Annotated in this window: 16 protein-coding genes; 12 read left to right on the forward strand and 4 right to left on the reverse strand. The window is 71.4% G+C overall.

What is annotated here, in order from left to right; translation table 11 throughout:
- Positions 1-24 precede the first annotated feature (24 nt).
- The 4 genes from C6N31_RS23080 to C6N31_RS23095 all read left to right on the forward strand — a co-directional run bounded on the left by C6N31_RS23080 (position 25) and on the right by C6N31_RS23095 (position 5,198).
- Positions 25-1,944 carry an IucA/IucC family protein gene (locus tag C6N31_RS23080; RefSeq protein WP_198358096.1) on the forward strand — a complete coding sequence of 640 codons (1,920 nt, stop codon included), beginning with the start codon at positions 25-27 and terminating at the stop codon, positions 1,942-1,944.
- Complete coding sequence (locus tag C6N31_RS23085) at positions 1,941-2,666, forward strand: GNAT family N-acetyltransferase (protein ID WP_138357308.1); 726 nt, start codon at positions 1,941-1,943, stop codon at positions 2,664-2,666. The genes C6N31_RS23080 and C6N31_RS23085 overlap by 4 nt, the downstream gene beginning before the upstream one ends.
- Positions 2,667-2,857: 191 nt before the next feature.
- On the forward strand, positions 2,858-4,636 hold the full coding sequence (locus C6N31_RS23090; RefSeq protein WP_198358097.1) for an IucA/IucC family protein: 1,779 nt from the start codon (positions 2,858-2,860) through the stop codon (positions 4,634-4,636).
- Positions 4,637-4,700: 64 nt separating this feature from the next.
- On the forward strand, positions 4,701-5,198 hold the full coding sequence (locus C6N31_RS23095; protein ID WP_138357307.1) for an FHA domain-containing protein: 498 nt from the start codon (positions 4,701-4,703) through the stop codon (positions 5,196-5,198).
- Here the strand turns inward: C6N31_RS23095 and C6N31_RS23100 are convergent.
- Positions 5,176-6,450 (reverse strand): serine/threonine-protein kinase, encoded by a 1,275-nt coding sequence (locus C6N31_RS23100; protein ID WP_198358082.1) that lies wholly within the window; start codon positions 6,448-6,450, stop codon positions 5,176-5,178. The two genes, C6N31_RS23095 and C6N31_RS23100, sit on opposite strands and share 23 nt — an antisense overlap.
- Positions 6,451-6,553: 103 nt before the next feature.
- Here C6N31_RS23100 and C6N31_RS23105 point away from each other — a divergent pair, with 103 nt between their 5' ends.
- Positions 6,554-8,629, forward strand: a complete 2,076-nt coding sequence (locus tag C6N31_RS23105) for an ATP-dependent DNA helicase (RefSeq protein WP_138357305.1) — start codon at positions 6,554-6,556, stop codon at positions 8,627-8,629.
- Positions 8,630-8,721: 92 nt separating this feature from the next.
- Here C6N31_RS23105 and lexA read toward each other — a convergent pair whose 3' ends face one another.
- Positions 8,722-9,492, reverse strand: a complete 771-nt coding sequence (gene lexA, locus C6N31_RS23110; RefSeq protein WP_138357304.1) for a transcriptional repressor LexA — start codon at positions 9,490-9,492, stop codon at positions 8,722-8,724.
- A gap of 561 nt (positions 9,493-10,053) precedes the next feature.
- Between lexA and nrdR the strand changes: the two genes are divergently transcribed.
- The 4 genes from nrdR to C6N31_RS23130 all read left to right on the forward strand — a co-directional run bounded on the left by nrdR (position 10,054) and on the right by C6N31_RS23130 (position 15,476).
- Positions 10,054-10,566, forward strand: coding sequence for a transcriptional regulator NrdR (nrdR, locus tag C6N31_RS23115; RefSeq protein ID WP_138357303.1), 513 nt, complete (start codon positions 10,054-10,056; stop codon positions 10,564-10,566).
- Between the two features lie 133 nt (positions 10,567-10,699).
- The gene (locus C6N31_RS23120) at positions 10,700-13,597 is read left to right on the forward strand and encodes a vitamin B12-dependent ribonucleotide reductase (RefSeq protein ID WP_198358083.1); all 2,898 of its coding nucleotides are present in this window, start codon (positions 10,700-10,702) and stop codon (positions 13,595-13,597) included.
- 206 nt (positions 13,598-13,803) lie between these two features.
- Positions 13,804-14,586, forward strand: a complete 783-nt coding sequence (locus C6N31_RS23125) for an MBL fold metallo-hydrolase (protein WP_138357301.1) — start codon at positions 13,804-13,806, stop codon at positions 14,584-14,586.
- Positions 14,583-15,476 carry an arylamine N-acetyltransferase family protein gene (locus C6N31_RS23130; protein ID WP_138357300.1) on the forward strand — a complete coding sequence of 298 codons (894 nt, stop codon included), beginning with the start codon at positions 14,583-14,585 and terminating at the stop codon, positions 15,474-15,476. Before C6N31_RS23125 ends, C6N31_RS23130 begins: the two co-directional genes overlap by 4 nt.
- A 33-nt stretch (positions 15,477-15,509) precedes the next feature.
- On the opposite strand, the gene C6N31_RS23135 is transcribed toward C6N31_RS23130, so the two are convergent.
- Positions 15,510-15,914 carry a VOC family protein gene (locus C6N31_RS23135; RefSeq protein WP_138357299.1) on the reverse strand — a complete coding sequence of 135 codons (405 nt, stop codon included), beginning with the start codon at positions 15,912-15,914 and terminating at the stop codon, positions 15,510-15,512.
- Positions 15,915-16,000: 86 nt separating this feature from the next.
- Here C6N31_RS23135 and C6N31_RS23140 point away from each other — a divergent pair, with 86 nt between their 5' ends.
- The 3 genes from C6N31_RS23140 (at position 16,001) to C6N31_RS23150 (ending at position 18,382) form a co-directional block, all read left to right on the forward strand.
- Positions 16,001-16,606 carry a YdbC family protein gene (locus tag C6N31_RS23140; RefSeq protein WP_138357298.1) on the forward strand — a complete coding sequence of 202 codons (606 nt, stop codon included), beginning with the start codon at positions 16,001-16,003 and terminating at the stop codon, positions 16,604-16,606.
- 136 nt (positions 16,607-16,742) lie between these two features.
- Positions 16,743-17,411, forward strand: a complete 669-nt coding sequence (locus C6N31_RS23145) for a histidine phosphatase family protein (RefSeq protein WP_138357297.1) — start codon at positions 16,743-16,745, stop codon at positions 17,409-17,411.
- A gap of 56 nt (positions 17,412-17,467) precedes the next feature.
- Positions 17,468-18,382 (forward strand): ADP-ribosylglycohydrolase family protein, encoded by a 915-nt coding sequence (locus tag C6N31_RS23150; protein ID WP_164293594.1) that lies wholly within the window; start codon positions 17,468-17,470, stop codon positions 18,380-18,382.
- Positions 18,383-18,469: 87 nt separating this feature from the next.
- On the opposite strand, the gene C6N31_RS23155 is transcribed toward C6N31_RS23150, so the two are convergent.
- Positions 18,470-20,017 carry an MFS transporter gene (locus tag C6N31_RS23155; protein WP_138357295.1) on the reverse strand — a complete coding sequence of 516 codons (1,548 nt, stop codon included), beginning with the start codon at positions 20,015-20,017 and terminating at the stop codon, positions 18,470-18,472.
- Between the last annotated feature and the right edge of the window lie 22 nt (positions 20,018-20,039).

Here is a 20,039-nt window from a genome sequence, read left to right on the forward strand (position 1 = left end):
CCCACCGACACACGGAGTACCGGCATGAGCGTATGCCCCGGCACGAACGCCGACCCTGCCGCCGACAGCACGCCGGCCCAGGCCGGCGCGGCCCAGCAGGACAGGCCGACCCTCCACGGCGGGCCGGCTCACCAGACCGGCACGGCCGTTCAGGACAGCACGGCCCTCGTACCGCCGCAGTCGCGGCGGGCGGCCCTGCCGCTGCCGGGCGAGCCCGATCCCCTCGAAGCGTCCGACGCCTACGCGGCGGCCGACGCGGCGTCGATCGAGAGCCTGCTGCGCTGCTGGGTGCGCGAGACCGCGCTCCCCGAGCCGCGGGACGGCGTGCTGCGTGTACCGCTCCCCGCCAGCGGCACCGGCTTCGACGTCCGGGTCCGGCACTGGTCAGCGACCGGGCACCACCGGTTCGGCACCGTACGGCTCGCCCTCGCCGACCAGGTGCCGCTGACCGCCGTCTGCCTGGCGGCGCTGCTGGCGCGCGAGGCCGGCACGGATCCGGCCGAGGGCGGCGACCTGATCGGCCGGGTCGCCGACTCCGCCCGCCGTACCGCCCTGTTCCTCACCGACCGGCGGGAGCGGCCCGCGGCGCCCGCCGCCACGGATCCGTTCCTCGAAGCCGAGCAGTCGCTCCTCCTCGGCCACCCGCTGCACCCCACGCCCAAGGGCAGGGAGGGGCTCTCCGAGGCGGAGTCCCGCGCCTACTCGCCGGAACTGCGCGGCTCCTTCCCGCTGCACTGGTTCGCCGTCGACCGCTCCCTGATCGCCACCGACTCGGCCTGGACCGAACGCGGCCGCGCCATTCCCGCCGAACAGCTCCTCACCGACCTCGCAGGCCCCGGCCTCGAACTCCCCGACGGCGCCGCCGCCCTGCCCCTGCACCCATGGCAGGCCCGCGAGGTCCAGCACCGGCCCGAGGTGCGGGAACTCTTCGAGACGGGTCAGCTGCGTGACCTCGGCCCGCTCGGCGATCCCTGGCACCCCACCTCCTCCGTGCGGACCGTGTACCGGTCCGGCGCCCCCGCGATGCTGAAGCTCTCGCTGGCGCTGCGCATCACCAACTCCCGCCGCGAGAACCTCCGCAAGGAACTCCGGCGCGGCACCGAGGTCCACCGGCTGCTGCGCAGCGGACTCGCCGAGCAGTGGCGCGCCGCGCACCCCGGCTTCGACATCGTCCGCGACCCCGCGTGGCTCGCGGTGAACGCGCCGGGCGGAGAGCCGCTCCAGGGCCTGGACGTGGTGCTGCGGCACAACCCGTTCGGCCCCGGCGACCAGGCCCACTGCCTGGCGGGCCTCACCTCGCCGCGCCCCTGGCCGGGACAGGCCACGCCCGCCCTGCGCTCCCGCCTGGCCGACCTCACCGGCCGCCTCGCGGCCCGGACCGGACGCCCGGCCGCGGCCGTCGCCACCGAGTGGTTCCTGCGCTATCTGGACGCCGTCGTCCGTCCCGTCCTCTGGCTGGACGGAGAGGCGGGGATCGCCCTGGAGGCCCACCAGCAGAACACCCTCGTCCTGCTGGACGCCGACGGCTGGCCGTTCGGCGGCCGCTACCGGGACAACCAGGGCTACTACTTCCGGGAGTCCCACCGGGCCGCCCTGGAGCGCAGGCTGCCCGGGATCGGCGCGGAGAGCGACACCTTCGTCGCGGACGCCATCGCCGACGAGCGCTTCGCCTACTACCTCGGCATCAACAACGTCCTCGGCCTGATCGGCGCGTTCGGCTGCCAGGGGCTGGCCGACGAACGCCTGCTCCTCGCCGCCTTCCGCCGGTTCCTCGGCCTGGCGGCGGCCACCGGCCGCTCCCGTCTGCCGGAACAGCTGCTCGGGGCCGCGACACTGCGCTGCAAAGCCAATCTGCTGACCCGGCTGCACGGTATGGATGAACTCGTCGGCCCGGTCGACACCCAGTCCGTCTACGTGACGATCCGCAATCCGCTGGCCGCCTGAGCGGTCCGACCGCAGGAGAGGAGGGAGCCGTGCTGCCGCCCGCCGACTCCAACACCGAGGACACCCTGGACCTGACACTGTCCGACGAGGTCCTCGCCCTCTTCAACGCGCCGGATCCGGCGCGGTCCGCCGGGGCTCCGGGCGCGGACGGCGGTCTGCTCGGCGGGGTCGCGGACTGGGGGCCGACGGCCACCCGGGCGGGCACCTTCCAGCTCGTTCCCGCGACCGTCGAACGCGATCTGCCGATGATCTCCGGCTGGATGAACGACCCGGCCGTCGCCGAGTTCTGGGAGCTCTCCGGAGAACCGCGGATCACCGAGCGGCATCTGCGCGGCCAGCTCGACGGCGACGGCCGCAGCGTCCCCTGCCTCGGCGTCCTGGACGGCACCCCCATGAGCTACTGGGAGATCTACCGGGCCGATCTCGACTCCGTCGCCCGCTACTACCCCTCCCGACCCCATGACACCGGGGTGCATCTGCTGATCGGTGGTGTCGACGACCGGGCCTGCGGCCTGGGAACCACCCTGCTGCGAGCCGTCGCCGACCTCGTGCTCGACCACCGGCCGGCCTGCGCGCGCGTCATCGCGGAACCCGACCTGCGCAACACCCCCTCCGTCGCCGCCTTCCTCGCCGGGGGCTTCCGGTTCTCCGCCGAGGTGGAGCTGCCCGGCAAACGGGCGGCTCTGATGATCCGCGACCGTGCCGTGAGACATCTCCTCTGACCGCCTGACCGCCTGACCGCCCGACCGCACCCTGACCGCCTGACCGCACCCTGACCTTTCTGATCTCCCGGGCCCCTTCGGGACCTCCGCCGACCCCTGTCCGCCGCCGCGCTGTCCCCCGCAGAGGAGCACCGACCTTGACCATCCCGCCACCGCTCCGAGGCACCGGCTGGCAGCTCGCCGCCCGCCGCATGCTGGCCAAGATGCTCGCCGAGTACGCGTACGAAGCCGTCATCACCCCGGAGCCGGATCCCGACGCCGACGCCGACGCCGCCCTCGACACCGGAACCGGAACCGGAACCGGCACCGGCACCGGGTCCCGTTCCGGGACCGGCTGGTCGCCCTACCGGCTGGTGCTGCGCGACGACGTCGTCTACCGGTTCCGCGCCCGCCGCGGTGCCTATGGCAGCTGGTCCGTGGACGCCGGCTCCATCACGCCCACCGGCGACCCGCTGCACTTCCTCGCCCATGGACACGACACCGTGCTGGACCTGCCGGGCGACACCACGGGGCATCTGATCCGCGAACTCCTGGCGACGCTGGCCGCCGATGTCCGGCTCGACGCCTCCGCCGTCACCGCCGCCGAGCTCGCCGCACTGGACTACGCCGACCTCGAAGGCCACCAGACCGGCCACCCCTGGCTCGTCGCCAACAAGGGCCGGCTCGGCTTCTCCGCCGCCGACTCCGCCTTATGGGCTCCTGAGGCCCGCCGGCACCACCGCCTTCCCTGGATCGCCGTCCACCGCGACCTCGCCCAGTACCGGGGCGTCGCCGCCCTGGACACCCCCGACCGGCTCTACGCCGAAGAACTCCCCCCGGACGTACGCGCCGGCTTCGCCCGCACCATCACCGACCAGGGGCGCGACCCCGCCGACTACCTCCTGCTGCCCGTCCACCCCTGGCAGTGGGAGGAGACGATCGCACCCCTCTTCGCCGCTCATCTCGCCGACGGTTCCATCCTGCCCCTCGCCACTGACAACGACCTGCGGCTGCCCCAGCAGTCGATCAGGACCTTCCTCAACACCAGCCGCCCGGACCGCCGCACGGTCAAGCTGCCGCTGTCGGTCCTCAACACCCTCGTGTGGCGCGGGCTGCCCACCGAGCGCACCCTCGCCGCCCCCGCGGTCACCGCCTGGGTGCACGGTCTGCGGGACGCCGACCCCTTCCTGCGCGACGAGACCCGGGTGATCCTGCTCGGCGAGGTCGCCTCGATCACCGTCGAACACCCGCTGTACGACCGGATCCCGGGCGTGCCCTACCAGTACCGCGAACTCCTCGGCTGTATCTGGCGCGAGCCGCTCACCGGCCGGCTCGGCCCCGGCGAGCGGGCCCGTACGCTCGCGGCGCTGCTGCACACCGACCCGGAAGGGCGCGCCTTCACCGCCGAGCTCGTCGAACGCTCCGGGCTGGCGCCGCGCGTCTGGCTGCGCCATCTGTTCGCGGCCCTGCTGCCCCCGCTGCTGCACTTCCTGTACCAGTACGGGACGGTCTTCTCCCCGCACGGCGAGAACGCCATCGTCGTCTTCGACGAGCACGACATTCCCGTGCGGCTCGCCGTCAAGGACTTCGTCGACGACATGAACGTCTCCGCGGAGCCGCTGCCGGAACACGGGTCGATGCCCGCGGACGTCCGCGCGGTGCTGCTCACCGAACCCCCGGCCTTCCTGACCCAGTTCATCCACTCCGGGCTCTTCATCGGGGTGTTCCGGTACCTCGCGCCGCTGTGCGAGGACCAGTTGGGCGTCCCGGAAGGCGATTTCTGGGGGCTGGTCCGCGAGACGATCCTGCGGCACCAGGACCGCTTCCCCGAGCTGAAGGAGCGCTTCGCGACCTTCGACCTGCTCACCCCCCGGATCGACCGGCTGTGCCTCAACCGCAACCGGCTGCACCTCGACGGCTACCGGGACCGTCCCGACCGCCCGCACGCCGCCGTCCACGGCACCGTCCGCAACCCCCTGAGCGGCCCCTGACGCGGCTGTGTCCCGGCTGGCGATACCGTGACGGGATACCACGGGAGACAGAAGCGGGGGCGCCATGCGCGACGGCGGTGAGGGCCGTGACGGCGAGGACCACGGCACCGGCAGGCCGTGCCCGGAGTGCGGCCTCGCCGGCGCGGTCGCGGGCCAACTCGTCTGCCGGGGCTGCTACGTACCCTTCGCGCTGATGACGGCGCCCACGAAGGCCGCACCGCTGACGCTGCCGGGCATCACCCGCCGCGACGCGCCCGGCCGTGCGCTGCGGCTCGTCTTCCCCGACGGTGCGGCGGTCGTCGAGCCGGGCGGCCGGATCCGGCTCGGCCGGGATCCGCAGCAGTGCCCGGCCGTCCGCTTCCTCGGCGGCCGCGACAACCTGTCGCGGGTCCACGCCAGCGTCGGCGTCGACCCCGACGGCTCCGCCTGGATCACCGACGAGGGCTCGACCAACGGCACCTTCGTGCGCGGCACCCGGATCACCGCAGGAGAGCGGGTGGCGCTGCGCCCGGGCGACGCGCTGCGGCTCGCCGCCGATGTCACCGCCCGCGTGGAGTCCTGACCGCCGCGTAGGACGTCACACAGCGCGCCAGCGCATGGTCGGGGCCCAGCGCCGCCGCCGTACGCGCCGACAGATCCGTCAGCCGGCGGACGACCGTCGCCGCGCCGTTCAGCCCCTCCAGGACCCGTGCCCGGCCGAACAGTGCGGCGAACGCGGCCGGCTCGCCCTCCCCGCCCGACCTGCTGAGCTGCTGGTACAGATTCCAGTAGCAGCGGTCGGCGTCGCCGAACCGGCCGGCGGCGAGCAGCCGCTCGGCCTCCTCCAGCCGCGACCAGGCGGTGTCCTGCGGTCCGCGGTCCAGCACGGTCGGCGTCCGGGGCATCTCGGGCTTCGGGGCCGGTTTCGGAGCCGGCTTCGGTTCCGGGGCCGGCTTCGGTTCCGGGGCCGGCGCGGGCCGGCCCGCCGCGCGCAGCCGCTCCGCGGCCTCCGCGGCGCCCGCCGGCCGGTCCGCCGGGTTCTTGGCGAGCAGCGCGTGCACCAACTCGGCGAGCGCGGCGGGAACCCCGGGGCGGCGGGCGGCCAGCTGCTCCGGCACCTCGTGCACATGCTGGTACGCGTAGCCGACGGTGTTGCCCGCCTCGAACGGCGGAGACGCCGCCAGCAGTGCGTAGAGGACGCACCCCAGTGAGTACAGGTCGGAGCGGCCGGTCACCTCGTGCCCCAGCGCCTGCTCGGGGGAGAAGTACTGCGGCGACCCCAGGATGGACATCGGCTCCGTGTACCGGGTGACGTTCGCGTCCCGCTCCGCCACCAGCCCGAAATCGCAGATCTTGACGATGCCCCTGGGCAGCAGCATCAGGTTCTCCGGCTTGATGTCCCGGTGGACCAGTCCCTGGCCGTGCGCGTGCTCCAGCCCCGCGCAGATCTGGATGCCGTACTCCACCACGTCGGCGACCGGCAGGGCGCCCTGCTCCAGCAAGACCTGCCGCAGGTTCTTGCCACGCAGCAGTTCCATCACGATGTACGGCGCCCCGGAGTGCTCGCCCGCGTCATGGACGGCGGCCACGTTCGGGTGGCTCAGCCGGGCCGCGGCGGTGGCCTCCCGGCGGAACCTGCCCTGCCGCGCCGACCGCTCGCCGTCCGCCCACTCGGGGCGGAGCGTCAGTACCTTGACCGCCACCTGCCGGCCGAGCGCCTGGTCGCACGCCGAGTACACCTGCCCGAAGCCGCCGCCACCCAGCGCGACCTCCAGCCGGTACCGGCCGCTGAGCACCGTTCCGACGCCGATTTCTCCGGCCAACTCGAACGACATGCGCCAGAAGTTAGCACCGGACGCCGGATTGCGTACGGCGAACGATCACCGCGTCCCGGGGCAGGACCGTGTTGTCAGTGCGCCCCCTTAGGCTGGTTTCCCTATGACGAAGCCCGCCCTCACCGAACTCCTCCACGCAGCCGTCACCGCGGTCGGCGGCGTGGAGCGCCCCGGCCAGGTCACGATGGCCCAGGCCGTCGAGACCGCCGTGGACGACAGCGCCCATCTGCTCGTCCAGGCCGGCACCGGCACCGGAAAGTCCCTCGGCTATCTGGTGCCCGCCCTCGCCCACGGCGAGCGGGTGGTGGTCGCGACCGCCACCCTCGCCCTGCAGCGGCAGCTGGTCGAGCGTGACCTGCCGCGTACCGTCCAGGCGCTGAAGCCGCTGCTGCGCCGCGAGCCGCAGTTCGCCATGCTCAAGGGCCGGTCGAACTATCTCTGTCTGCACCGCCTGCACGAAGGGGTGCCGCAGGAAGAGGAGGACGGTCTCTTCGACGTCTTCGAAGCCGCGGCGCCCACCAGCAAGCTCGGCAAGGACCTGCTCCGGCTGCGCGACTGGGCGGACGAGACCGAGACCGGCGACCGGGACGGCCTCACGCCGGGCGTCTCCGACAAGGCCTGGTCGCAGATCTCCGTCACCTCGCGCGAATGCCTCGGCGCCACGAAGTGCGCCTACGGCGCGGAGTGCTTCGCCGAGGCGGCCCGCGAGCGCGCCAAGCTCGCGGACGTGGTGGTCACCAACCACGCCCTGCTCGCCATCGACGCCATCGAGGGCGCGCCGGTCCTGCCCAGCCACGAGGTCCTGATCGTGGACGAGGCCCATGAGCTGGTCTCCCGTGTCACCGGTGTCGCGACCGGTGAGATCAGCCCCGGTAGCGTCAACCGCGCCGTCCGGCGGGCCGCCAAGCTCGTCAACGAGAAGGCCGCCGACGCGCTGCTCAGCGCCTCCGAGGGCTTCGAGCGGCTGATGGAACTGTCACTGCCCGGCCGCCTGGAGGAGATCCCGGAGGACCTCGGCTACGCACTGGCGGCGCTGCGCGACGCCTGCCGCCAGGTGATCACCGCGATCGGCGAGACCCGCGACAAGTCCGTCCAGGACGAGAACGCGGTGCGCAAGCAGGCGCTCGCCTCGGTCGAGCACGTCCATGAGGTCGCCGAGCGCATCGTGCAGGGCTCCGAGTACGACGTGGTCTGGTGCGAGAGCCACGACCGGTTCGGCGCCTCACTGCGGGTCGCTCCGCTCAGCGTCTCCGGCCTGCTGCGCGAGAAGCTCTTCACGGAACGTTCCGTGGTGCTCACCTCCGCCACCCTCAAGCTCGGCGGCGACTTCAACGGGGTCGCGGCCTCGCTCGGCCTGGCCCCGGAGGGCGTCGAGGGCGAGGACGTGCCGCCGTGGAAGGGCATCGACGTCGGCTCGCCGTTCGACTACCCCAAGCAGGGGATTCTCTACGTCGCCAAACACCTTGCCCAGCCGGGCCGCGACAGCCGCCGCGAGGACATGCTGGATGAACTCGCCGAGCTGATCCAGGCCGCGGGCGGTCGCACGCTGGGGCTGTTCTCCTCGATGCGGGGCGCCCAGGCGGCGGCGGAGGACCTGAGGGGCCGGCTCGACCATCCCATCCTGCTGCAGGGCGAGGAGACGCTCGGGGAGCTGATCCGCACCTTCTCCGAGGACGCGGCCACCTGTCTGTTCGGCACGCTCTCGCTCTGGCAGGGCGTGGACGTGCCGGGGGTGAACTGCCAGCTGGTGGTGATGGACCGGATCCCGTTCCCCCGCCCGGACGACCCGCTGATGAGCGCGCGGCAGAAGGCTGTCGAGGAGCGCGGCGGGAACGGCTTCATGTCGGTGGCCGCCACGCACGCGGCGCTGCTGATGGCGCAGGGCGCCGGCCGGCTGATCCGGGCCTCGGGCGACCGGGGCGTCGTCGCCGTCCTGGACCCCCGGCTCGCGACCGCGCGGTACGGCAGCTTCCTGCGGGCCGGCATGCCGGACCTCTGGTACACCACCGACCGCAACCAGGTGCGCCGCTCGCTGGCGGCCATCGACGCGACGGCGAGTGCGATCGCCGAGACCGCGGAAGAGGTGGCTGAGGAAGCCGAGGCCGAGGAGACGGTGACGGAGGAAGCGGCCGAGGTGGCGGCGGTCGACGCGGCGGAGGAAGTACCCGCCACCGGCTGAGCCCTGAACGTCGGACGTCGCCCTGGCGATGCGGACATGGCAGGGCCCCGGAACCGGCGCAGAGGTTCCGGGGCCCGGTCGTAAGGGGTCGTTCAGACCCGGCGCAGTACCGCCACCACCTTGCCGAGGATCGTCGCCTCGTCACCGGGGATGGGCTGGTAAGCGGCATTGTGCGGGAGCAGCCAGACATGGCCGTCCTCGCGCTTGAAGCGCTTGACGGTCGCCTCGCCGTCGAGCATGGCGGCGACGATGTCGCCGTTCTCGGCGACGGGCTGACGGCGGACGGTGACCCAGTCCCCGTCGACGATGGCGGCCTCGATCATCGAGTCGCCGACCACCTTGAGGACGAACAGCTCGCCGTCACCCACCAGCTGGCGGGGAAGCGGGAAGACGTCCTCGACCGATTCCTCGGCGAGGATCGGACCGCCGGCGGCGATCCGGCCGACGAGCGGCACGTACGACGCGGAGGGCTTGCCGGTGGTGTCCGTCGGCTGCGAGTGCGTGGCGTCGGAGCCGCGGACCTCGTAGGCGCGCGGGCGGTGCGGGTCGCGGCGCAGGAATCCCTTGCGCTCCAGCGCCATCAGCTGGTGGGCGACCGAGGAGGTGCTGGACAGACCGACGGCCTGGCCGATCTCGCGCATGGACGGCGGGTAGCCACGGCGCTGGACCGAATCGCGGATCACTTCGATGACCCGGCGCTGACGGTCGGTGAGGCCGGAGCTGTCCGCGCGGATCCCGGGCGGCCGGCCGGGGAGCGAGCGGGTGGGCTTGGGCGTTTCGTCGTTCATCGCATCCATCGGGCTGAGCCGATCCTGGGAGCGGTCCTGGGCGGTCAATGCTGCGGTGTCTGCGGTGGTGGTCACGGCGGCCCCTCTCGAGATGTTCTCCCTGTGACAGACGCTTCGCAGACTGCCCGGCGGCAAGGTCTCCACGTCCTACGACCGCACCAAGTGCGTGCGGTCGGCCCGCTCAGCTGTCGCGGACAGTTAGTACAACGGTAGTGGGTTTCGAAAGGTTGCGCCAAACACACGTTCGAGTGAAATTTTGTAAATCACCTGACGTGATCAAGGTATCGGGTGTACTGACCGAACAGTCATTCGATTCCTGATGGGAGCCGGGATCGCCGGCGGGCCGCGCCCCCAGTGTCGCACCGCCGACCTCCCACCACGCCGAGGCGCGACGTCGCGTAAGCTCCGACGCGCCGCGCCGCCGCGACACGCGGAATGTCGCGCTTGGGGCTCTGGCACCAGATCTAGTGGTTAAGTAAGTGCCAGCCACCCACCAGTAGTGGTCCCAGTGGGTCAACCCCTCAGTGGATCGCCTATGCTTGGGGCTGTTCCCAGGGGTTGAGGCCAGACCCCGGGAGCGTCATCGTCGTGCGCTCAGCCGCCGGTACGGGCTGAATGAAGGAGGGGATAGGGAACATGCACTGCCCCTTCTGCAGACACCCCGACAGCCGTGTGGTCGACAGCCGCACCACGGACGACGGCACCTCGATCCGCCGCCGCCGTCAATGCCCCGACTGCGGCCGCCGCTTCACCACGGTGGAGACGGCGTCCCTGATGGTGATCAAGCGCAGCGGCGTCACGGAACCTTTCAGCAGGAACAAGGTCATCGCAGGCGTCCGCAAGGCGTGCCAGGGCCGCCCCGTCACCGAGGACGCGCTCGCCCAGCTCGGGCAGCGCGTCGAGGAGGCGGTCAGGGCGACCGGCAGCGCCGAGCTCTCGACCCACGACGTCGGTCTGGCCATACTCGGCCCCCTGCAGGATCTCGACCTGGTCGCGTACCTGCGCTTCGCCTCGGTCTACCGGGCCTTCGACTCGCTCGAGGACTTCGAGGCCGCCATCGTCGAGCTGCGCGAGCAGCTCCCACCCACGAACCTTCGCGGGCTCGACGAGGACCTCGGGGTCCCCGCGCCCGCCCCCGCCGCTGACTGACCGAGCGACGGCCGATCAGCGGCAGTACCCACAGATTTGCCGAGGCGCGCTGCGCCGAGGCGTAGGACAACGAACCGTGCGGCGGGATGATCCGCGCACTTCTAGGCGTTTTGCCTGTATTGGGAGGCGGCACATGACTGAGACGACGAACGGCGCGGCACGAGGATCCCGGACCAAGGGATCCAAGGGTGGCAAGGGCCTGCGGATCGAACGTATCCACACCACCCCGGGCGTGCACCCGTACGACGAGGTGGTGTGGCAGCACCGCGACGTCGTGATGACCAACTGGCGCGACGGCTCGATCAACTTCGAGCAGCGGGGCGTCGAGTTCCCCGACTCCTGGTCGGTGAACGCGGTCAACATCGTCACCAGCAAGTACTTCCGCGGCGCGGTCGGCAGCCCGACCCGCGAGTCGAGCCTGAAGCAGCTCATCGACCGTGTGGTGAAGTCCTACCGCAAGGGCGGCGAGGACAACGGGTACTTCGCCTCCCCGGCCGACGCCGAGATCTTCGACCACGAGCTGACCTACGCCCTGCTGCACCAGGTGTTCAGCTTCAACTCGCCGGTCTGGTTCAACGTCGGTACCGCCCAGCCGCAGCAGGTCTCCGCCTGCTTCATCCTCTCCGTCGACGACTCGATGGACTCGATCCTGGACTGGTACAAGGAAGAGGGGATGATCTTCAAGGGCGGCTCCGGCGCCGGCCTGAACCTCTCCCGCATCCGCTCCTCCAAGGAGCTGCTCTCCTCCGGCGGCAACGCTTCCGGCCCGGTCTCCTTCATGCGCGGCGCCGACGCGTCCGCCGGCACCATCAAGTCGGGCGGCGCCACCCGCCGCGCCGCCAAGATGGTCGTCCTGGACGTCGACCACCCGGACGTCGAGGCCTTCATCGAGACCAAGGTGAAGGAGGAGGAGAAGATCCGCGCCCTGCGCGACGCGGGCTTCGACATGGACCTGGGCGGCGACGACATCACGTCCGTCCAGTACCAGAACGCCAACAACAGCGTCCGCGTGAACGACGAGTTCATGAAGGCCGTCGAGTCCGGCTCGAAGTTCGGCCTGCGCGCCCGGATGACCGGCGAGATCATCGAAGAGGTCGACGCCAAGTCCCTTTTCACCAAGATGGCCGAAGCCGCCTGGGCCTGCGCCGACCCCGGCATCCAGTACGACGACACCATCAACCACTGGCACACCTCGCCGGAGACGGGCCGCATCACCGCCTCCAACCCGTGCAGCGAGTACATGCACCTGGACAACTCGTCCTGCAACCTCGCGTCGCTGAACCTCATGAAGTTCCTGCGTGACGACGACAAGGGCAACCAGTCGTTCGACTCGGACCGCTTCGCGAAGGTCGTCGAGCTGGTCATCACCGCGATGGACATCTCCATCTGCTTCGCCGACTTCCCCACCGAGAAGATCGGCGAGACCACCCGCGCCTTCCGCCAGCTCGGCATCGGCTACGCCAACCTCGGCGCCCTGCTGATGGCCACCGGCCACGCGTACGACAGCGCCGGCGGCCGCGCGCTCGCCGGCGCCATCACCTCGCTGATGACCGGCACCTCGTACAAGCGCTCCGCCGAGCTCGCCGCGGTCGTCGGCCCGTACGACGGCTACGCCCGCAACGCGGACGCCCACAAGCGCGTCATGAAGCAGCACTCGGACGCCAACGCGGTGGCCAAGCGCACCGACGACCTGGACGTCCCGGTCTGGGCCGCGGCCACCGAGGCCTGGCAGGACGTGCTCCGCCTCGGCGAGAAGAACGGCTTCCGCAACGCGCAGGCCTCCGTGCTCGCGCCGACCGGCACCATCGGCCTGATGATGGACTGCGACACCACGGGCGTCGAGCCCGACCTGGCGCTCGTCAAGTTCAAGAAGCTCGTCGGCGGCGGCTCCATGCAGATCGTCAACGGCACGGTCCCGCAGGCGCTGCGCCGCCTCGGCTACCAGCCGGAGCAGGTCGACGCGATCGTGGCCCACATCGCCGAGCACGGCAACGTGGTCGACGCCCCGGCGCTGAAGACCGAGCACTACTCGGTCTTCGACTGCGCCATGGGCGAGCGGTCGATCTCGGCCATGGGCCACGTGCGCATGATGGCGGCGGCCCAGCCGTTCCTATCCGGCGCGATCAGCAAGACGGTCAACGTGCCCGAGACGGCCACCGTCGAGCAGATCGAAGAGGTCTACTACGAGGGCTGGAAGCTCGGCCTGAAGGCGCTCGCGATCTACCGCGACAACTGCAAGGTCGGCCAGCCGCTCTCCGCGAAGAAGAAGGAGCCGGCCGCCGAGGCCGTCGTCCCGGCCGAGGTCCAGAAGGTCGTCGAGTACCGCCCGGTCCGCAAGCGCCTCCCGAAGGGCCGTCCGGGGATCACCACCTCGTTCACCGTCGGCGGCGCCGAGGGCTACATGACCGCCAACTCCTACCCGGACGACGGTCTCGGTGAGGTCTTCCTCAAGATGTCCAAGCAGGGTTCGACCCTCGCGGGCATGATGGACGCCTTCTCCATCGCGGTGTCGGTGGGCATGCAGTACGGCGTGCCGCTGGAGACCTACGTCTCGAAGTTCACCAACATGCGCTTCGAGCCGGCCGGTCTGACCGACGACCCGGACGTGCGGATGGCGCAGTCGATCGTCGACTACATCTTCCGCCGCCTGGCGCTGGACTTCCTGCCCTTCGAGACCCGCTCCGCGCTCGGCATCCACTCGGCCGGCGAGCGTCAGCGCCACCTGGACACCGGTTCCTACGAGCCGGGCGACGACGATGTGGACGTCGAGGGCCTGGCCCAGTCCGCACCGCGCCAGGTCGAGGCTCCCGCCCCGAAGGCCGCGGCACCGAAGCCGGTCGCCGTCGCCAAGCCGGAGAACCCGGCCGCCGTGCCGGCCCCGAAGCAGGCGCACAACTCCACGGAGCTGCTGGAGATCCAGCTCGGCCTGAACGCCGACGCCCCGCTCTGCTTCTCCTGCGGCACGAAGATGCGCCGTGCGGGCAGCTGCTACCTGTGCGAGGGCTGCGGCTCGACCAGCGGCTGCAGCTGATCGTGCGCGCGCCGCGGGAGTGAACCGCGGTTGAGGGAGTGAGAGGTCCGGTGCCGACGGGAGTCGGCACCGGACCTTTTTCCGTGCCGGGAATAGGTGTGATCTTGAAGGACTTGTGATCGGTGACGACACGGGGGCGGTGTCGCGGGCGGGGTGCCCGTACGGTGTGCTGCCGCCGTTTCCGCTGATGACAGGGGGTAGTTGCGATGACCGAGCTGGATATCCATTACGTGGGCGGGCCGACCGCGGTGATCGTGATCGGGGGTCTGCGGCTGCTCACCGACCCGACGTTCGACGCGCCGGGGGAGTACCCGATGGGCAACCGGGCGCTGGTGAAGACCACCGGCCCCGCGGTCGATGCGGACGCGGTCGGGGCCGTCGACGCCGTACTGCTCTCGCACGACCAGCACCCGGACAACCTCGACACCTCGGGGCGGGCGTATCTGGCGAGTGCGCCGCTGACGTTGTCCACCGGTTCGGCGCTGGGGCGGATCGGCGGAAACGTCACCGCACTGCCGAACTGGGAGCACACCGAGCTGACCCGCCCGGACGGGGGAACGCTGCGTATCACCGGGGTGCCGGCGCAGCACGGGCCGGACGGCAGTGAGCCCGTCGTCGGCGAGGTCACCGGATTCGTTCTCTCGGGCGAGGGCCTCCCGACGGTCTATGTGAGCGGGGACAACGCGTCGCTGCAGGTCGTACGGGAGATCGCTGAGCGGTTCGGACCGTTCGACGTCGCGGTGCTGTTCGCCGGCGCCGCGCAGACCCCGCTGCTTCCGGGCGCCGATCTGACGCTCGGCAGCGTCCACGCCGCCGAGGCGGCGGAGATCCTCGGCGCGCGGCAGGTCGTACCGCTGCACTTCGAGCACTGGGGGCACTTCACACAGAACGGCGACACCCTGGTGGACGCCTTCGAGCGGGCGGGGATCAGCGACCGCCTGCATCTGCTGAAGCCCGGTGAGCGCTTCGAGTCCGGGACCGCGCGATGACGGCGACCCCGGCGGGGCCGGTGGCGGAGCGGGAGACAGCGGCCGGATCCGTCGCGGAGTCCGTCTGGAGCGGTGACCGGCTCGACCTGGACGCCTATCTGGCGCGGACCGGGTACACGGGCGGCCTCGAGCGGACGGCGGAGACCCTGCGGGGACTCCACCGCGCGCACACCGCCGCGATCCCGTTCGAGAACCTGGAGGTCGCGCTGGAGCGCGAGGTCCGCCTCGACCTGGACAGTGTGCAGCGCAAACTCGTCACGGAGCGCCGTGGCGGCTACTGCTACGAACAGAACTCCCTCTTCGCGGCCGTGCTCGAACGCCTGGGCTTCGTCTTCACGGCCCACGGCGCCCGGGTCCGCACCGCCGGCCCGACGCTGCGGCCCATCACGCACGTCCTGCTGCGGGTCGTCGTGGACGGCGCGGAATGGATCTCGGACACCGGCTTCGGCGGTCCGGGAACCCTGGAGCCGGTCGAGCTGCGGGTCGGCACCCCGGCGTGGCAGGGCGGCTGGGCCTTCGAGGTCGCCGAGGAAGCGGGCGGCGTGCGCGTGCTGCGCTCGCTCGGCGCGCGGGGCTGGTCGGACCTGTACGCGTTCGCGCCCAGCCCGCTGTACCCGGTGGATCTCGTCGTCCTGAACCACTACACGTCGACGCACCCGCTGTCCCGGTTCACCGGCCAGGCAGTGGTGCAGCGGGTGACGCCGCAGGCGCGGTACTCCCTGGTGCGGGACGAGCTGACGGTGACGCGCGCGGGTGCCGCGGACGGCGCGGAGGAGCGGCGGAAGGTGCCGGCCGGGGAGCTGCCCGAGGTGCTGGAGAGCACCTTCGGCCTCGTCCTCGCCGCGGCCGACACCGAACGGCTGGGCCGTCTGCACGATCCGGCCCGGTAGGGAGGTGCGGTCGGTCGTGGGACGGGGTCCGGCTCAGTAGGACTGCAACTCGACGAGGGTTCCGTCCGGCGTGCGCAGGTGCGCCGTACGGAGGCCGGGTCCCCAGGCCGGCCGGTCCTGGGGACCCGTGACGACCTTGGCGCCGTGCGCGGTGAGGAGCGGGGCGGCGTCGTCCACGCTGTCCACCCGGAAGACGAGCATCGAGGTGTCCTGCCCGGCGGGCCGGGCCGGCAGGGCCTGGGTGCCGACCACCGCCGCGACGGCGGCACGGGAGAACAGGACGAGGACGCCCTCGCCGTTCAGGTCCCAGTTGGCGTATCCGGCTTCGGGGATGACCTTCACGGGCTCGATGCCCAGGAGGTCGCGGAGCGCCGCGGTCCAGAATTCGGCGGCGGTGGCGAAGTCCTCCACGAGGAGGCGGGGATGAAGTGCGTCCATTGATCGATCATATTCGCCACCCCGGCAGGGGAATTGAGCGGGTGAGCGGGCGCGGGAGGGGCCCTCGTCGGACTTAGGATGGCGCGGTGCTGGTGAAGTGGATTCGCTGTGGGGTCGTGGACCGGGCGGGGTTCGAACGGGGGCAGCGGAAGTGGGCGGGGCTGCGGGGGCAGCCAGGATTCCGGGGGCAGGGCGGCGGCTGGAGCCGCGCGCAGCCGGGTGTGGCGCATCTGTTCGCGTTCTGGGACAGCAGGGCGGCCTACGACGCCTTCATGACGGGCGGGCACGACCAGCTCGCCGGATCGCAGGCCGACTCGTACGAGAACCTCGGGGTGCTGCTCTTCGAGCACCTGCTGGACGTGCGGGTGGGCTTCGAGGCGCGCTTCGCCGACGCCGATCTGCTGCGTGTCGCGCATTCGAAGGTGCGGCCCGGACGCGGCGAGCACTTCGCCGAGATGCAGAAGAAGGTGTGGAACCCGGCGATGGCCGGGTCGCCAGGACTGCTGCGCGGGGCCTTCGCCGAGGGGCCGGACAGCGACTTCCTGGTGCTGTCCCTGTGGATCTCGGCGAACGAGCGCGGCAAGTACCGCCCCGCCGCGATGACGAGGCTGGCGGAGCGCACCGAGCTGGAGACCGATGTGGTCTCGGTAGCGGGCGACGTCGTGGACATCGTGCAGGCGTGGACGGTGTGACGGGGTCGCGGGCGGCCGGGAGCGTCGAGGCCATGAGGGACCGGGTCACCATGGGGAGCCGGGTCACGGGGAGCCGGGCGGCCGCAGAGGCCGTACCGGCGCGCCCGGGATCCGTCGCGGGAATAGGCTGATCACCATGGGCCGACCTCGCCACATCGTGCTGATCCGGCACGGAGAGTCTCAGGGCAATGCGGACGACACCATCTACGAGAGGGTGCCGGACCACGCTCTTGAGCTCACCGCGACCGGCCGTCGGCAGGCCGCGGACGCGGGGGAGAACCTGCGGGCGCTGTTCGGCGACGAGCCGGTCCAGGCGTTCGTGTCGCCCTACCGCCGCACCTGGCAGACCTTCCGCGGGCTGGACCTCGACCCGTCGCTGACCCACGCGATGGAGGAGCCCCGGCTCCGGGAGCAGGACTGGGGTAACTGGCAGGACGTCGACGACGTGCAGCGCCAGCGCAAGGCCCGGGACGCCTACGGGCACTTCTTCTACCGCTTCGCGCAGGGCGAGTCCGGTGCCGATGTGTACGACCGGGTGGGTGCGTTCCTGGAGACCCTCTACCGGGCCTTCGACAAGCCGGACTTCCCGCCGAACGTCCTGCTGGTCACGCATGGACTGACCATGCGGCTGTTCTGCATGCGGTGGTTCCACTGGACGGTCGAGGAGTTCGAGTCGCTGTCCAACCCGGGCAACGCCGAGAGCCGCGTCCTGCTCATCGGACCCTCGGGCCGCTACACCCTCGACCGCCCCTTCGCGCGGTGGCGGCTTCCCGACCCCATGGTGGACGAAGGATTCCGCAGGTGAGTTTGCGCACAGGGTGATTGACCGGGATCAGGCACGATGTCAGAGTTTCCGACGCGATGACCGCTCACCCAGTTGACTCCGAAAACATCTCCCGCGCCCTGGCAAGTCTGCGCGGGCTCGCCGTCGGCGACGCCCTCGGCTCCCAGTTCTTCGTCCCTTCCAACTACCAGGCCCTCCAGAACGGCGGGCTGCCGCCCGGCGTCTGGCAGTGGACCGACGACACCGAGATGGCCTGCTCCGTGCTGGCCGTGCTGGCCGCCCACGGCCGCATCGACCAGGACGCCCTGGCGATGTCCTTCGCGGAGCACCATGACTTCGACCGCGGCTACGGCCCGGCCGTGAACCGCATGCTGCGCCTGATCCGGCAGGAGGGCGCCGACTGGCGTGAGCTGGCCGCGGGCCTGTTCAACGGCCAGGGCTCGTGGGGCAACGGCGCCGCCATGCGGGTCGCCCCGCTGGGCGCCTGGTACGCGGGCGACGCCGAGCAGGCGACACACCAGGCCGAGATCTCGGCGTACACCACCCACCAGCACCGTGAGGCCGTGGTCGGCGCGATGGCCGTCGCGGCCATGGCGGCGCTGGTCGCCGACCCGGACGGCCCGAAGGACCCCTCGGCGCTGCTCGGCGCCGTGCTGGACCTGGTGCCGACCAGCGCGGTGAAGGCCGGCATACGGCGGGCGCGCGACATGCTCGACTACGCGGACGTGGCCACGGTGGCAGCGGTGCTCGGCTGTGGCCGGCGCACCAGCGCGCACGACACCGTGCCGTTCGCGCTGTGGTCGGCGGCCCGGCACCTGGACGACTATCAGCAGGCGTTCTGGACGACGGCCAAGGCGGGCGGTGACGTCGACACCACCTGCGCGATCGTCGGCGGGATCATCGCCGCACGGCCGACCGGGCAGCCGCCGGCCGAGTGGCTGGAGCGCACCGAGCCGCTGCCGCTGTGGGTGGCGGCGCCCGCGGAGGCCTGAGCCCGGACGTACCCGGGCCGGTCCCCTCCCTGGCCATCTCCGCTCCGCCGCTCGGCCCCGTTCACCGGGCCGGGCGGCGGAGCGGTGTCAGGCCGCCGGCGCGGCGGATTTCCCGCTGAGCGCTTCCAGGTCGCTCTTGCGCACCCGCACCACGAACAGCGCGGTGAGTACCGCCAGCACGACGAAGCCGACGCCCGCCATGAAGGCCGTGGATATCCCCTGGGAGAGCACGTCGTGCCCCCAGGGGGCGGGCAGCTCATGGGTCCGCGCGAACTCGTCCCGCTGCTGCGGGGTGGCCTTGGCGAGGAAGTCCGGCAGCTGGTCGCCGAACTCGTTCCTGCTCGCCGTGCCGAAGACCGTGACCAGGATCGACAGCCCGAGCGAGCCACCCACCTGCTGGGTGGCGTTGAGGAGCCCGGACGCGGCGCCCGCCTCGTGCTGGGCCACCCCGGAGACGGCCGTCAGGGTCAGCGTCACGAAGTTCAGCCCCATGCCGAAGCCGAAGAGCACCATGGGACCGAGCACCCCGCCGGGATAGCCGCTGCCCGGATCGAGCCGGGTGAGCCAGGCCATGCCGGCGCCGGTCAGCAGGGTGCCGGTGACGAGGAACGGTTTCGGGCCGAGCACGGGCAGCAGCCGCGTCGAGAGGCCCGCGCCGGTCACGATCGCGACGGTGATCGGGAGGAACGCGAGCCCGGAGTCGATCGGGCTGTACCCGAGGACGTTCTGTACGAACAGGACGATGAAGAAGAACATGCCGAACATCGCCGCGGCCAGGCTCAGCATGATCACATAGGTGCCGGAACGGTTGCGGTCGGCGAACATCCGCAGCGGCGTGATCGGATCGGCGGCCCGCCGCTCGACCACCACGAACAGGGCGAGCAGCACGACGGCCGCCCCGAAGGCGGCGAGCGTCACGGAATCCTTCCAGCCGGAGTCCGCGGCCCGGATGAAGCCGTACACGAGCGACGCCATACCGCCCGTGGAGGTGATGGCGCCGAGAATGTCGAAGCGCCCGGTCCGCCGGTCGGACTCGTTGATGAACAGCGGTGCGAGGAAGGCGATCAGCAGGCCGATGGGCACATTGACGAAGAGCACCCAGCGCCAGTCGAGCCATTGGGTGAGCATGCCGCCGGCGAGCAGGCCGATGGCGCCGCCGCCCGCGGAGACGGCGGCGAACACGCCGAACGCCCGGTTGCGTTCCGGGCCTTCGGGAAACGTGCTGGTGATCAGGGCCAGTGAGGTGGGTGAGGCGATGGCGCCGCCGACGCCCTGCAGCGAGCGGGCCGCGAGCAGCTGCCAGGGTTCCTGGGCGAAGCCGCCGAGCAGCGACGCGAGCGAGAACAGCAGGATGCCGAAGATGAACACCCGTCGCCGGCCGAGGATGTCGCCCGCCCGGCCGCCGAGCAGCAACAGGCCGCCGAAGGTGAGGGTGTAGGCGTTGAGCACCCAGGACAGATCTGTGGTGGAGAAGGACAGTGCGTCCTTGATGTGGGGAAGTGCGATGTTCACAATCGTGGCATCGAGGACCACCATGAGCTGACAGGCGGCGATGACTGCGAGAGCGATACCGGGTCGTCCCTCGCGCCGGGCGGTGCCGGGCGGACGTGACTCGCGTACTTGAGAGGTCGTCACAGATGATCCCCCATCAGTGATT

Origin of the sequence: Streptomyces fildesensis, from assembly GCF_016107395.1 — a bacterium.
Taxonomy (GTDB): domain Bacteria; phylum Actinomycetota; class Actinomycetes; order Streptomycetales; family Streptomycetaceae; genus Actinacidiphila; species Actinacidiphila fildesensis.

Excerpts from the sequence above, each read along its gene's own strand:
- C6N31_RS23105 (WP_138357305.1), top strand. The coding sequence starts at position 6,554 with ATGACGAAGCCCGCCCTCACCGAACTCCTCCACGCAGCCGTCACCGCG.
- C6N31_RS23130 (WP_138357300.1), top strand. The coding sequence starts at position 14,583 with ATGACGGCGACCCCGGCGGGGCCGGTGGCGGAGCGGGAGACAGCGGCC.
- C6N31_RS23125 (WP_138357301.1), top strand. The coding sequence starts at position 13,804 with ATGACCGAGCTGGATATCCATTACGTGGGCGGGCCGACCGCGGTGATC.
- C6N31_RS23090 (WP_198358097.1), top strand. The coding sequence starts at position 2,858 with ATGCTGGCCAAGATGCTCGCCGAGTACGCGTACGAAGCCGTCATCACC.
- C6N31_RS23145 (WP_138357297.1), top strand. The coding sequence starts at position 16,743 with ATGGGCCGACCTCGCCACATCGTGCTGATCCGGCACGGAGAGTCTCAG.
- C6N31_RS23080 (WP_198358096.1), top strand. The coding sequence starts at position 25 with ATGAGCGTATGCCCCGGCACGAACGCCGACCCTGCCGCCGACAGCACG.
- C6N31_RS23120 (WP_198358083.1), top strand. The coding sequence starts at position 10,700 with ATGACTGAGACGACGAACGGCGCGGCACGAGGATCCCGGACCAAGGGA.
- C6N31_RS23100 (WP_198358082.1), bottom strand. The coding sequence starts at position 6,450 with ATGTCGTTCGAGTTGGCCGGAGAAATCGGCGTCGGAACGGTGCTCAGC.
- C6N31_RS23135 (WP_138357299.1), bottom strand. The coding sequence starts at position 15,914 with ATGGACGCACTTCATCCCCGCCTCCTCGTGGAGGACTTCGCCACCGCC.
- nrdR (WP_138357303.1), top strand. The coding sequence starts at position 10,054 with ATGCACTGCCCCTTCTGCAGACACCCCGACAGCCGTGTGGTCGACAGC.
- C6N31_RS23150 (WP_164293594.1), top strand. The coding sequence starts at position 17,468 with ATGACCGCTCACCCAGTTGACTCCGAAAACATCTCCCGCGCCCTGGCA.
- C6N31_RS23095 (WP_138357307.1), top strand. The coding sequence starts at position 4,701 with ATGCGCGACGGCGGTGAGGGCCGTGACGGCGAGGACCACGGCACCGGC.